Genomic DNA, 13743 nt, shown 5'->3' with positions numbered 1-13743 from the left:
GGGCCAGGTCCTCCCCCGCCGCAGCTCCCACGTACGACGCGTTCCCCGGGTGCCGGAAGTCGGAGTGCCCGTCGACGAAGACCAGCCCGATCCGCCCGCCCACCACCTCGCCGAGCCGGTGCATGGCCAGCGCCGACCCGAGCAGCACCGAGCAGTCCCCACCGAGCACCAGGGGGAACTCCCCCCGGTCGATGATCCCGCCGATCCGCTCGGCCAGCGCCGTCGAGTACGCGGCGATCTCCCGGGCGTGGCAGACCCCGTCGCCGGGGCGCCAGTCCCCCGGGTCGTACCGGGGCGGAGTCAGGCACCCGGCGTCCCGGGCCCCGAGCCGGGCGAGCAGGTCATGGTCGCGCAGGGCCCCCGGTGCCTTCGCGCAGCCCGGAACCGAGGTGAGAGTCGGTGGCCGCAGGCCGAGGTTGGTCGGTGCGTCGAGGACGGCGATCCGGCGCGTCATGGGCTCCCGTCCTCGTGGTCCGGGCGGGCCGGCCGGGCCGGCCCGCACAGTCGTCTAGGTCAAGGTCACTACGCCGGCGGGGTCAGGGTCGCCGCCGTTCAGAAGAGCGCGCTGGCGAGTGCCCGCCGGGCACCGGCCACCGCCGGATCGTCCGGGCCGGCGATCGTGAACAGCGAGACGAGGTGCTGCCGGGTCCGCTCCCGGTCGTCACCAGCGGTCCGTCGGACCACGGCGACCAGCCGGGTGTACGCCTGCTCGGCCTGCCCACTGAGCACCTCGATGTCCGCGGCGAGCAGCTGCGCGTCGACGTCGTCCGGGTTCGCCTCGGCGGCGGCCAGCGCGGCGCCGGGCTCGGCTCCGCTGACCCGCCGGGCCAGTCCGACGTGCGCGAGGCCGGCCTCGGCCGCCTTGTCCGCCGGCGACTCGGCGAGGATCTTCCGGTACGCCTGCTCGGCGGCGTCCAGGTCACCGACCATCAGGGCGTCGTCCGCCTCGGCCATCCGGGGATCCTCGGGCGTGCTGACCTCGACCCCGCCGGCCTTGAGTACGGCGTCGAGCCACTGGCGGAGCTGCGCCTCGGGCACCACGCCGGAGAAGGCGTCGACCGGCTGACCGCCGACCACCGCGTAGACCATCGGGATGCCCTGCACGCGGAACATCTGCGCGAGACGCGGGTTGGCGTCCACGTCGATCTTGGCAAGGACCCAGGCGCCGCCGCCCTCGACGGCGAGCCGCTCCAGGACCGGGGAGAGCTGCTTGCAGGGCTGGCACCACTCCGCCCAGAAGTCGACCACGACCGGTGTGGTCAGCGAGCGTTCGAGCACCTCGGCCTGGAATGTCGCCTCGGTGACGTCGATCACGGTGGCCGCTCCGCCGCCGCCCGGCGCACCGGTGACAGGTGTACCGGCGGGAGCGCCGGTGGCGGGTCGGGCGGGGGTCGGTGCCGCGCTACGCAGCGCGCCGAGGTCTACCGCGCCGCGGGTGAAGATCGACGGGGTGATCCGTGGGTCGCTCATGGTTGTCTAGTCTCGCACGCGCGACGCCCAACGCAGACCAACCGTGGCGGCCACAAATGTGACTCTCGCGGCTGCTCGGAGCCGGTACCCGGACACAGCGGACCGGCCGGCGCGGCGGACCGGTACCCGGACACAGCGGACCGGCCGGCGCGGCGGACCGGTACCCGGACACAGCGGACCGGCCGGCGCGGCGGCCGCCCGACCGGTGCGGCCGCCCGACCGGTGCGGCCACCCGACCGGTGCGGCCACCCGACCGGGTAGCGCCCGGACCGGGTGCAGTGTTGAGCGGGGCCCCTTCCTATACCGAAAGCGTTAAGAAGGGGCCCTTCCTTACTGCTCAGAAGCGGGCGGGCTCGCGGTAGACGCCCCATTCGGCGCGCAGTGCGTTGCAGATCTCGCCGAGGGTGGCCTCGGCGCGCACCGCGTCGAGCATCGCCGGGATCATGTTCCCCTCGGTCCGGCTCACCTCGACCATCCGCGTGACGGCGGCCTGCACGGCGGCCTCGTCGCGGGCGGTCTTGCGTTCGGCGAGCATCCGGCGCTGCTCCAGTTCCACCTCGTGCGAGATGCGCAGGATCTCCAGGTCCTTGGCGACCGTGCCGGTGTGGCAGTTGACCCCGACGATCTTCTTGTCGCCCTTCTCCAGCGCCTGCTGGTAGACGAAGGCGGACTCGGCGATGTGGCCGGTGAACCAGCCGTCCTCGATACCCCGCAGGATGCCCGAGGTCATCGGACCGATCTGGTGCGGACCCTCTCCGCCGAGCTGCCGGATCCGGGCGAAGATCTCCTCCGCCTCGGCCTCGATCTTGTCGGTGAGCGCCTCGACGTACCACGAGCCGCCCAGCGGGTCGGCCACGTTGGTCACCCCGGTCTCCTCCATCAGCACCTGCTGGGTACGCAGGGCGATCTCGGCGGACTCGTCGGTGGGCAGGGCGAGCGTCTCGTCGAGGGCGTTGGTGTGCAGCGAGTTGGTCCCGCCGAGCACCGCCGCGAGCGCCTCCACGGCGGTCCGGACCACGTTGTTGACCGGCTGCTGGGCGGTCAGCGAGACCCCGGCGGTCTGGGTGTGGAACCGCAGCCAGAGCGCCTTCTCGCTGGTCGCGCCGTAGACCTCCTTCAGCCAGCGGGCCCAGATCCGCCGGGCGGCCCGGAACTTGGCGATCTCCTCGAAGAAGTCCACGTGCGAGTCGAAGAAGAAACTCAGACCCGGGGCGAAGACGTTCACGTCGAGGCCCCGGGACAGGCCCAGCTCGACGTAGCCGAACCCGTCGGCCAGGGTGTACGCCAACTCCTGGGCGGCGGTCGCACCGGCCTCCCGGATGTGGTACCCGGAGACCGACAGCGGCTTGTAGCGCGGGATCTCGGCGGCGCAGTACTCCATCAGGTCGCCGATCAGGCGCAGGTGCGGCTCGGGGTCGAAGAGCCACTCCTTCTGGGCGATGTACTCCTTGAAGATGTCGGTCTGCAACGTGCCGTCGAGGGTGGACAGGTCGGCGCCCTGCCGTTCGGCGGCGACCAGGTACATGCAGAACACCGGCACGGCCGGACCGGAGATGGTCATCGAGGTGGTCACCCCGGCCAGGTCGATACCGTCGAAGAGCACCTCCATGTCGGCGGCGGAGTCGATCGCCACCCCGCAGTGCCCGACCTCGCCGAGCGCCTGCGGGTCGTCGGAGTCCCGACCCATCAGGGTCGGCATGTCGAAGGCGACGGAGAGCCCGCCACCACCGGCACCGAGGATCATCTTGTAGCGCTCGTTGGTCTGCTGGGCGTTGCCGAATCCGGCGAACTGCCGGATCGTCCAAGTCCGTCCCCGGTAGCCGGTCGGGTGCAGGCCCCGGGTGTACGGGTACTCACCCGGCCAGCCGATCCGGTCGAACCCCGGGTAGGCCACCCCCTCCGGTGGCCCGTAGACCGGGTCGACCGTCATCCCCGACAGCGTGGTGAAGTCGGCTTCCCGCTTGCGCGCGGCATCGTACCGGGCCTGCCAGCGCGCCCGGCCGGCAGCGATCTCGTCGGCGTTCATCCGGGGGGCTCCTCCTCGGGTCCTCGTCTGCCTGTCGAGTCTAGAGGCCACCCTGAACGATCGCTAAGGAATGTCGTACCGGCCGGTAACCGCTGGTCAGGTCGACGGTACGGTCGGGTCGCCGAGCGCCACGTCGTCGACCCGGATGTTGATCTCGTCGACCCGCAGCCCGTACGCCTCGACCGCCTCGGTGACCCGGACCCGGACCGCGCCGGTCACCTCGGGTACCGACCGGCCCGCCTCGATCACCAGAACCAGGTTGATCACCGCCGAGGCGCCGGTGACGTGCGCGGACACGCCTCGCCGGGCGTCGCCCACCCGGTCCAACCCGACCCGGTCCAGTACCGCGTTGAAGAACCGGGCCACGTCGCCACCGAGGTCGGCGACCCCGGGTACCGACCGGGCGGCCAGCACGGCCACCTTCTCGACCACCTCGTCGGAGACCAGGGTCGCCCCACCGGCCACCGCGTCCGGCGTGACCGACATCTCCTGCGTCACCTCGTCGCTCATCTCCCGCCTCCCACCGTCCCGACGGTGCCGCCGGTCGGCCGCACCGCCACTGCGTCGATCACGAGGCTAGCGGTACCGGCACCGCGCCGGGGCGCCGTGGACATCGACGCCGGGGCGCCGGGGACATCGACGGGTGCCGTGACGTCGACCGGGTGCCCCGGCGCCGACGGGGACCGCTGTCGTCAGGAGCCGAGCTGGGACAGCAGTTCCCGGGCCGCCGCGTACGGGTCGAGGGTCCCCTCGGCCACCCGGGCGGCGAGCGCCGGCAGCTCCGTACCGTCGCGCAGCGAGCCGATCCGGCTGCGCAGCTCACCGAGCGCGATCGCCTCCACCTCGGCGGCGGCCCGCGCCTCCCGGCGGCGCCGCAGCTCGCCGTGCTCGGCCAGCCAACCCCGGTGCTTGTCGATCGCGGCGGCGATGTCGTCGATCCCCTCGCTCCGCGCGGCGATGGCCCGGACCACCTGCGGGCGCCACTGCCCCGGGCCACGCTCGCCGAGCGCGATCATGCCCTGGATGTCCCGTACGGTGGCGTCGACGCCGTCCCGGTCGGCCTTGTTGACCACGAAGATGTCGGCGATCTCCAGGATGCCGGCCTTGACCGCCTGGATCGCGTCCCCCATCCCCGGAGCGAGCAGCACCAGCGTGGTGTCGGCCAACGAGGCGACCTCCACCTCGGCCTGACCCACCCCGACGGTCTCCACGAGGACGACGTCACAGCCGGCGCCCTCCAGCACCCGGACCGCCTGCGGGGTCGCTGCGGCCAACCCGCCGAGGTGCCCCCGGCTGGACATGGACCGGATGTAGACCCCCGGGTCGGTGGCGTGGTCCTGCATGCGTACCCGGTCGCCGAGGATCGCCCCGCCGGTGAACGGGCTGGACGGGTCGACCGCCAGCACGCCGACCCGGTGCCCGCGCGCCCGCAGCGCCCGGACCAGCTCGTTGGTGGTGGTGGACTTGCCCACCCCGGGCGAGCCGGTCAGCCCGACCACCTGCGCCCGGCCGGTGTACGGGGCGAGCGCCGCCGCCACCTCCGGCAGGATCGGGTCACCCGACTCGACCAGGGTGATCAACCGGGCCACCGCGCGGGGGTCACCCGCGCGGGCCCGCTCCACCAACATCGGTACGTCCCGACTGCGCCGCACCGGGACCGTCGCCGGGTCCGGTGCCGCCCCGCCGGGTGCTGCCGTGTCCGGGACTGCTGCCATACCGGGTGCTGCCGTGTCCGGGGCGCGCCGGTCCCCCGACGCGCCCGTGCCGACCTCGTTCACTGCTCGCCTTCGCCGCCGCCCGGAACGTGGATGATCAGGGCGTCACCCTGGCCGCCGCCGCCGCAGAGCGCCGCCGCGCCGGTGCCACCGCCGCGCCGCTTCAGCTCGAAGGCCAGGCTGAGGACCAGCCGGGCACCGGACATGCCGATCGGGTGGCCGAGCGCGATCGCCCCACCGTTGACGTTCACGATCTCCGGGCTGACCCCCAGATCGCGGGTGGACTGGATGCCGACCTGGGCGAACGCCTCGTTGATCTCGATCAGGTCGAGGTCGGAGATGCTCAGTCCACCCTTGCGCAGGGCGTGCTGGATGGCGTTGGCCGGCTGCGAGTGCAGCGAGTTGTCCGGCCCGGCCACGTTGCCGTGCGCACCGATCTCGGCCAGCCAGGTCAGGCCCAGCTCCTTGGCCTTGGCCTTGCTCATCACCACGACGGCGGCGGCGCCGTCGGAGATCGGCGAGGAGGTGCCGGCGGTGATCGTCCCGTCCTTGGCGAACGCCGGACGCAGCCGGGCCAGCGACTCCGGCGTGGTGTCCGGCCGGATGCCCTCGTCCTCCGCGATGACCAGCGGGTCACCCTTGCGCTGCGGGATGACCACCGGGGTGATCTCGTCGGCGAACGCGCCGTTCTTCTGCGCGGCGGCGGCCCGCTGGTGGCTGGTCGCCGCGAAGACGTCCTGGTCCTCGCGGGTGATCCCCAGGGTGGCGCCGTGCCGCTCGGTGGACTCGCCCATCGAGCAGCAGTCCCACGCGTCGGTGAGCCCGTCCAGCGCCATGTGGTCCTTGATCACCACGTCGCCGTACTTGTAGCCGGCCCGCTGACCGAGCAGCAGGTGCGGGGCATTGGTCATCGACTCCATGCCACCGGCCACCACGATGTCGAACTCGCCGGCCCGGATGAGCTGGTCGGCCAGGGCGATCGCGTCCAGACCGGAGAGGCAGACCTTGTTGATGGTCAACGCCGGCACGGACATCGGGATACCGGCCTCGACCGCCGCCTGACGGGCCGGGATCTGCCCGGCCCCGGCCTGGAGCACCTGGCCCATGATCACATACTGCACCTGGTCCGGTGCGACACCGGCCCGCTCCAGGGCGGCGGCGATCGCCACCCCACCGAGCTTGGTCGCCGGGAGGTCCTTGAGGTTGCCCAGCAGGCGCCCCATCGGGGTCCGTGCGCCGCTGACGATCACCGAAGCCATGTACCTGCCTCCGAGGGGGTGCCGACCGTACGCCTTAACGATTGTTCGGTCAGACTAACGCCATGGCTGACAACTCCCCCGCAGAGTCCGCTGCCGACTATGTCACAGGCATCGGACTGCGCCGCATCGACCACGTCGGGATCGCCGTCGCCGACCTGGATGCCGCCATCGAGTTCTACCAGCGGGTGTTCGGGATGCGCTGCGTGCACACCGAGACCAACGCCGAGCAGGGTGTCCGGGAGGCGATGCTGACCGTCGGGCCCACCGCCGAGGGTGGCTGCCTGCAACTGCTCGCCCCGCTGGACCCCGGGTCGACCATCGCGAAGTTCCTCGACCGCAACGGGCCGGGGGTGCAGCAGGTGGCGTACACCGTCGAGGACGTCGACGCGGCGTGCGCGGCGCTACGGGAGCGGGGCATGCGGCTGCTCTACGAGACCCCGAAACGGGGTACCGCGAACTCCCGGATCAACTTCGTGCACCCGAAGGACGCCGGTGGGGTCCTCGTCGAGTTGGTCGAACCCGCCCAGGGGTAAGGAAGGGCCCCCTGTTAACGGTTTCGGTATAGGAAGGGCCCCTTCCTAACACCCCCGTCGGTCGGCAGCAGGCCCGACGACCGGTGACGGGTGAGCGGGTACCCCTGTCGGAGATCCGACCACGGTGCGTCACGGTTCGGGCACTGATGCGTACAGTCGCCGGGTGTCGATCGGGTCCCCCGCCGCCGGCCGGCCACGTCCGTTCCGGTTCACCACGTCGCTGCCGCCCCTGGACCGGCCGCCGTCCCAGTGGCGCGCCGAGGTCCGCCGGATCGAGCAGCTCGGGTTCGACTCGGTCTCCGTCTCGGACCACCTGACCGGCGGCTGGGCGATCGACCCGCTGATCGCCCTGACCGTCGCCGCCGAGGTGACCTCCCGGCTGCGGCTACTGACCCTGGTGCTCTGCAACGACTTCCGGCACCCGGTCACGCTGCACCGCTCCCTGGCCAACCTGGAGGTCCTCTCCGGCGGCCGGCTGGAGGTCGGCCTCGGTGCCGGTTGGCAACGCGCCGACCACGACGCCGCCGGGCTGCCGTTCGATCCTCCCGGTACCCGGATCGAACGGCTCGGCGAGACGGTGGAGGTGCTGCGTGGCCTCTTCGGGCCGGCGCCCGTGACGTTCACCGGCCGCCACTACCACCTCACCGACCTGGACGGCCTACCGAAACCGCTCCGCCCCGGCGGCCCACCGCTGCTGGTCGGGGGCGGCGGCCGGCGGGTCCTGGAACTGGCCGGGCGGAGCGCGGACATCGTCGGCGTCAACCCGCGCCTCGGGGCCGGCGTCGACCCGGGTACCGCGCTCGCCGAACTCGGCCCCGAGCGCCTGGCGCAGAAACTGACCTGGGCCCGCGACGCCGCGCGGGCCGCCGGCCGCGACCCCGACCGGCTGGAGTTCCAACTGCGGATGTACGACGTACGGGTCCGCCAGGACGGGGTCGAGCACCGCGCCTCGTCCAGTCTCGCCGCGAAACTCCCCCCGTCGGCGCTGGCCGCCTCGCCCTGCGTCCTGCACGGGGACGTCGAGGAGTGCGTGGCCAAACTGCGCGCACTACGCGACCGGTACGGCGTGAGCTACCTGCACCTGGGCGGGAACGTCGACGCCGCCGCGCCGATCGTGGCCCGGCTCGCCGGCCGGTGAGGTGGCGCGCCGGCAGAAGGTGTTAACAAGGGGCCCTTCCTCTACCGAAAGCGTTAACAGGGGGCCCTTCCTTACACCGGGGCGAGCGTGAACGGGTCCGGGAGGTGAGCTGCGCGGACACCTTCACGCACCGGTCGATGCAGTTTTTCACAGAGGGGTTCCACGCCCTAACTACCGTTCAGTAACGTCCGCCTCCACGGGGTGCCCGGCCGGCACGGTTGTGTCGGCCGCCGACATGGTGGTCGGCCGGTGGGCACTCCACGATGACGGGCAGCCAGCGCCACCCGGGTGCGGGCCGGCCCGCCTCTGGCGCCCAGGAACGGGAGGTCACCGTGCAGGACATCCTTGACGCGATCATGGGGGCGGAGGGGTCCACCGACCCCGCTCGGGAACTCGCCCGCATCGCCGGGTTGCCGGTTCCCCGGACGTACCGGGGGATGGTGGTCCGGGCCGAGGACACCGCCATGTTCGACGGCGTGGCCCCCCGGGACCGCGATCCCCGCCGGTCCCTGCACCTGGCGGAGGTACCCACCCCGGAGCTCGGCCCCGGTGAGGCGCTGGTCGCGGTGATGGCCAGCGCGATCAACTACAACACCGTCTGGACGAGCATCTTCGAACCGTTGTCGACCTTCAAGTTCCTCCAGCGGTACGGGCGGATCTCGGAGCTGGCCCGGCGGCACGACCTGCCGTACCACGTGGTCGGCTCGGACGCGGCCGGCGTGGTGCTGCGGGTGGGTGCCGGGGTGACCCGCTGGCAGGCCGGGGACGAGGTGGTGGCGCACTGCCTCTCGGTGGAGCTGGAGGACGCGGCCGGACACGACGACACCATGCTCGACCCGCAGCAGCGGATCTGGGGGTTCGAGACCAACTTCGGTGGCCTGGCCGAGCTGGCCGTGGTCAAGGCCAACCAGCTCATGCCGAAGCCGCGTCACCTGAGCTGGGAGGAGGCGGCGAGCCCCGGACTGGTCAACTCCACCGCGTACCGGCAGCTCGTCTCGCATCACGGGGCGAACATGAAGCAGGGTGACGTGGTCCTGATCTGGGGGGCCTCCGGTGGGCTGGGCAGCTACGCCACCCAGATGGCGCTGAACGGTGGGGCCATCCCGGTCTGCGTGGTCTCCTCCCCGGACAAGGCGGAACTGTGCCGGCGGATGGGCGCCGAGTTGGTGATCGACCGGGCGGCGGAGGGTTTCCGGTTCTGGTCGGACGAGGAGACCCAGAACCCGGACGAGTGGCGCCGCTTCGGTGAGCGGATCCGGGAGCTGACCGGCGGCGAGGACCCGGACATCGTCTTCGAGCACCCGGGGCGGGAGACCTTCGGTGCCAGCGTCTACGTCGCCAAGCGCGGCGGCACCATCGTGACCTGCGCGTCCACCAGCGGCTACCTGCACCAGTACGACAACCGCTACCTCTGGATGCACCTGAAGCGGATCATCGGCAGCCACTTCGCCAACTACCGGGAGGCGTGGGAGGCCAACCGGCTGGTGGCCCTGGGCCGGGTCCACCCGACCGTCTCCCGCACCTACCCGCTGGAGCAGACCGGCCAGGCCGCCTACGAGGTGCACCGCAACGCCCACCAGGGCAAGGTGGGGGTGCGCTGCCTGGCGCCCGCCGACGGTCTGGGGGTACGTGATCTCCAGCTGCGGGCCCGGCACGAGAGCGCGATCAACCGGTTCCGGGGACGGTGACGCCGGCCACCCGATCACCGTCTGCCGGGGCCATTCCGCCGTCCCGGCAATGGTCTTTGCGCGGGAAGAATCATGGGCAATTCCGGCCCGGGTGACGTACCCGGAAAAGGGGCCACGGGCCACCCCCGTGGCCCCTTTTCCGTACCTGGTCCGGCCGGTTCCGTCGGCGGGTCGGAGCTGCCAAGATCGCGGTCCGGGTAGACTGCCGGCAGGCCGGGAGTTGACCATGTAATGAGGACCCGAAAGCCACGCACCGCTCTTGCGAAGCACCCCGGTGTGTCTGCAAGTATGTGCCAATGCCCCAGCAGCAGTCCTCCCCTCTTGCGTTCTTCGATAACGCGAACACGCAGCCGGACTTCACCGTCGCCCTGCGCGGCTACGACCGCGAGCAGGTCAACAGTCACCTCGGCCGGCTGACCGCCGCGCTCACCCAGTCCGAGCAGGCCCGCGCCGAGGCTGAGCAGCGGATGAACGACGCGCAGCGCCGGCTCCGGCAGGCCGAGCAGCGGCTCGCCGCGGTGGAGCAGAAGCTCGCCGACACCAACAAGCAGCTCGAAGAGAACAACCGGCCCACCCTCTCCGGGCTGGGCACCCGGGTCGAGCAGATCCTGCGGTTGGCCGAGGAGCAGGCCAACGACCACCGCAACGAGGCCAAGCGCGAGTCCGAGGGCATCCTCTCCGCCGCCCGGCTGGAGGCCCGCGAGATCACCGACAAGGCCCGCGCCGAGGCGGCGGCGATGAAGGCGACCGCCGAGCGGGAGGCCGGCTCGGTGCGGACCGCCGCCGAGCGGGAGGCCGCCGAGGTACGGGTGCAGGCCCGCCGTGAGGCGGACACCCTCCGGGCCGACGCCGAGCGGGAGACGAAGCAGCTCCGCACGGTCACCGCGCACGAGGTCGCCGAGTTGAAGTCGACCGTGGAGCGGGAGGTCGCCACCCTGCGGGCCACCGCCGAGCGGGAGATCACCCAGCAGCGCGCCAAGGCGGCCCGGGAGGCCGAGGAGAAGCGCGCCGAGGCGACGAAGCTGCTCACCGACGCGCGGGACAAGCGCGACAAGGACCTCCAGGCGTTGGAGTTGCAGCTCGCCGAGCGGCGGGAGAAGGCCGAGCGCGAGGAGTCCGAGCGGCACGCCGCCCAGGTGGCCCAGACGCAGAAGCTGGTCGGTGAGGCCGAGCAGCGGGCCCGCGCGGCGCAGGAGCGTGCCAAGGAGATCGAGCAGCGCGCCGAGGCCCGTCGGGTGGAGTCCGAGCGCAACGCCGCCGAGACCGTCGAGAAGGCCAAGGCCCTCGCCGAGAAGACCCTCACCGAGGCGAAGGCGGAGTCGCAGCGTCTGCTCAACGAGGCGCGTACCGAGGCCGAGCTGACCACCAACGCCGCCCGGCGCGAGGTCGAGGACCTGACCCGCCAGAAGGACGCGGTCACCTCGCAGCTCGGTCAGATGCTCTCCGGGCTGGCCGGGATCGTCCCGGGCGTGCCCAGTGCGGCGCCGGCTGCTGCCGCGAAGCCGGAGGCGAAGAAGGCCGAGGGCGACGGTTCGGGGGACCGGGTCGGCGCCGACGCGTCGAGCTGACCGGGCATCGACGGATCCGACCCGACCAGGGTCGACGGGGCAGGTAGTGACGAGGGCGCGGGGCCGCACCGGGACACCGGGGCGGCCCTGCCTCGTATCCGGCTATACCGTCCGCGACTGGCCGGCCGTTAGCGATCTGTCCTGATGGTGAGTATGGTCCCATCAGCGCCTTCCGTATTGCCGCACAAGTACCGGATGCGTGTGAGGATGGGGACATGTCGCACGGCGAGGAACTGTTCGCCCTCGGTGGAGAAGTGAGCACGGAGCCCAGCTTCGAGTCTGCTCTGCGGGGGTACGAGAAACGGCAGGTGGACCGGTACGTCGCTCGGGCGGAGCACGAGATCGCCACGTTGGCGGCGGAGCGCGAGCAGGCGTACACACAGATCCACAAGCTGGCCGGGCAGGTCGAGGTGCTGCAACGCGACCTGGCCAACCTGCGCCGTCAGGCGGGGGTGAAGGACCGGGCGTCCTTCCGCCATCTCGGCCCCCGGGTCGAGCAGATCCTGACCCTCGCCGAGGAGCAGGCCGAGGCGATCCAGGCTGCGGCGCACGAGGAGATCGAGGCGCGCCGGGCCGCCGCCGAACACATCGTCGACGAGGCCCGGGAGCAGGCCGCCAAGGCGTTGCGCGACTTCGAGCTGGCGCTGGCCGCGCGGCGCGCCGAGGAGGAGAAGTTCAGCGCCGCCCGACGGGCGGAGGCCGAGGCGACCGTGGCCGCCGCCGCCGACGAGGCGTCCCGGCTGCGCGAGGCGGGCGAAGCCGCCCGGACCAAGGCGCTGGAGGAGGCCACCCGACTGCGGGAGGCCGGTGAGGCGGCGCACGCCAAGGCCCAGCAGGAGGCGAAACAGCTCGCCGAGGCGGCCCGGACCGCGCACACCAAGGCTCAGCAGGAGGTCACCCGGCTACGGGAGGCCGGCGAGGCCGCCCACGCCAAGGCGGTCCAGGAGGCGAAGCGGATCACCGAGCAGGCCTCCGACGCGGCCAGGCGGACCCGGACCGAGACCGAGGCGTTCGTCCAGCGGATGCGCACCGAGACCGAGGCGTACGTGCAGCAGGCCCGCGCGCAGACCCAGCAGGAGCTGGGCTCCTGGCGGGACGGCGTGGAGAAGGAGATCACCGAACGGCGTAACGCCGTGGAGCGGGAGCTGACCGAGCAGCGCACCGCAGCCGAGCAGGAGCTGGCCCGACAGCGGGCCGAGCTGGAGCAGCAGACCGCCGACGAGCGGCACCGGATCGAGCAGGAGGCGGCGCAGCTGCGGCGCAGTGCCGAGGAGGAGGCCGCCCGGGTGCGCGCCGACGCCGAAAAGGCCGCGGTGGAGCTGCGCAGGCAGGCCGAGCAGGATGCCGCCGAGCTGCGGCGGCAGGCCGACGAGCATGTCGCGGCTTCGAAGCGCCAGTTCGAGGAGTACGCGGCGGCGGCGCAGCAGCACCTGGCCACCACCCAGCAGCATCTCGCCGCCACCCAGCAGGAGGCGGCAGCCAGCCGGCAGCAGCTGGCCGAGGTGATGTTGCAGATCGCCCAGGCCCAGCAGCAGCTCGCGGACCTCCGGCAGGAGACCTGGACGTCCCGGCAGGAGTCCGACGAGGTCCAGCGGGCACTGGCGGCGGCACGCCGTGAGCTCGCCGCCGCCGAGGCTGCGGCGGTCGCCACTCCGGCTGCTCCGGCCGGCCCGGCCACCGTGGAAGCCGGCGCCACCGAGTCGTCTGCGCCGGTCGACCCGGCCACCGTGGGAGCCGGCGCCACCGGGTCGCCTGCTGCGGCCGACCCGGCCGGGTCCACCGGCGGAGCCGACCGACCGGAGGGTGACGGGCAGCCGGCCGGGACGGACCGGCCGGCGACCCGGCCCGTCGCGGAGCCGGTGACCGCAGGTGAACCCGCCGGGCTGGAGGGGGGCGAGCCGACGGTGGCCGCCGTGCCGGGTACGGGTGGCCGCAAGCCGGTCCCGACCAGGATCACCAGTACCGGTGACACCGGCAAGAAGCCGACCAAGCCGACGAGCGACGAGCGGAGCAGCAAACCGAAGAAGGTCGCTGTCGAGTCGGAGTAGTCAGCAGACGCAGTCGGCGACGAGCAGCAGTTCCCGCGGCCCCCGGCATTCGCCGGGGGCCGCAGTCGTCGCCCCGAAGAATGGACACATCCGCATGTGTCCGTAATGCGTCAGATCAACACCCGTAACGTTATCTATGGGCACTTGTAGGATTTCCACCAGAAGATGGCGACCCCGCAGCCACCGGCCCACCAGGCCGGGGAGGTGGCCGGGCCGGCGCATCCGGCGGACCGAGGCGGGGACCGACGGATCGATCGCCGATCCTTCCCGCCCGCAGTTCCAGGGAGAGACCCATGAC

Annotated in this window: 12 protein-coding genes; 5 read left to right on the top strand and 7 right to left on the bottom strand. The window is 72.3% G+C overall.

Annotated features, from left to right (window positions below):
• From GSF22_RS20930 to GSF22_RS20905, 6 genes are all read right to left on the bottom strand, one after another.
• The coding region (locus GSF22_RS20930; RefSeq protein WP_208815427.1) for an arginase family protein at nt 1-454 on the bottom strand (454 nt) is incomplete at its 3' end.
• A gap of 98 nt (nt 455-552) precedes the next feature.
• Nucleotides 553-1470: a tetratricopeptide repeat protein gene (locus tag GSF22_RS20925; protein WP_208815426.1), complete on the bottom strand. Its 918-nt coding sequence runs from the start codon at nt 1468-1470 to the stop codon at nt 553-555.
• A gap of 337 nt (nt 1471-1807) precedes the next feature.
• Nucleotides 1808-3496 carry an acyl-CoA mutase large subunit family protein gene (locus GSF22_RS20920; protein ID WP_208815425.1) on the bottom strand — a complete coding sequence of 563 codons (1689 nt, stop codon included), beginning with the start codon at nt 3494-3496 and terminating at the stop codon, nt 1808-1810.
• Between the two features lie 96 nt (nt 3497-3592).
• Complete coding sequence (locus GSF22_RS20915; RefSeq protein WP_208815424.1) at nt 3593-4006, bottom strand: Asp23/Gls24 family envelope stress response protein; 414 nt, start codon at nt 4004-4006, stop codon at nt 3593-3595.
• A gap of 182 nt (nt 4007-4188) precedes the next feature.
• Nucleotides 4189-5211: a methylmalonyl Co-A mutase-associated GTPase MeaB gene (gene meaB, locus GSF22_RS20910; RefSeq protein ID WP_208815423.1), complete on the bottom strand. Its 1023-nt coding sequence runs from the start codon at nt 5209-5211 to the stop codon at nt 4189-4191.
• A gap of 59 nt (nt 5212-5270) precedes the next feature.
• Nucleotides 5271-6470 carry an acetyl-CoA C-acetyltransferase gene (locus GSF22_RS20905; RefSeq protein ID WP_208815422.1) on the bottom strand — a complete coding sequence of 400 codons (1200 nt, stop codon included), beginning with the start codon at nt 6468-6470 and terminating at the stop codon, nt 5271-5273.
• A gap of 62 nt (nt 6471-6532) precedes the next feature.
• Here GSF22_RS20905 and mce point away from each other — a divergent pair, with 62 nt between their 5' ends.
• From mce to GSF22_RS20880, 5 genes are all read left to right on the top strand, one after another.
• Nucleotides 6533-7003, top strand: a complete 471-nt coding sequence (gene mce / locus GSF22_RS20900; RefSeq protein ID WP_208815421.1) for a methylmalonyl-CoA epimerase — start codon at nt 6533-6535, stop codon at nt 7001-7003.
• Nucleotides 7004-7166: 163 nt separating this feature from the next.
• Nucleotides 7167-8141, top strand: coding sequence for a TIGR03621 family F420-dependent LLM class oxidoreductase (locus GSF22_RS20895; RefSeq protein ID WP_208815420.1), 975 nt, complete (start codon nt 7167-7169; stop codon nt 8139-8141).
• A gap of 332 nt (nt 8142-8473) precedes the next feature.
• Complete coding sequence (gene ccrA / locus GSF22_RS20890) at nt 8474-9829, top strand: crotonyl-CoA carboxylase/reductase (protein WP_307804181.1); 1356 nt, start codon at nt 8474-8476, stop codon at nt 9827-9829.
• A gap of 296 nt (nt 9830-10125) precedes the next feature.
• Complete coding sequence (locus GSF22_RS20885) at nt 10126-11397, top strand: cell division protein DivIVA (protein WP_208815419.1); 1272 nt, start codon at nt 10126-10128, stop codon at nt 11395-11397.
• 215 nt (nt 11398-11612) lie between these two features.
• The gene (locus tag GSF22_RS20880) at nt 11613-13445 is read left to right on the top strand and encodes a hypothetical protein (RefSeq protein WP_208815418.1); all 1833 of its coding nucleotides are present in this window, start codon (nt 11613-11615) and stop codon (nt 13443-13445) included.
• On the opposite strand, the gene GSF22_RS20875 is transcribed toward GSF22_RS20880, so the two are convergent.
• The coding region (locus GSF22_RS20875) for a hypothetical protein (RefSeq protein ID WP_208815417.1) at nt 13446-13743 on the bottom strand (298 nt) is incomplete at its 5' end. It lies immediately after the preceding gene.

Origin of the sequence: Micromonospora echinofusca (genome assembly GCF_017614955.1) — a bacterium.
Lineage (GTDB): Bacteria > Actinomycetota > Actinomycetes > Mycobacteriales > Micromonosporaceae > Micromonospora > Micromonospora echinofusca_A.
The sequence above is the reverse complement of the archived record's forward strand: the minus strand, read 5'-3'. Positions and strand labels throughout refer to the sequence as shown.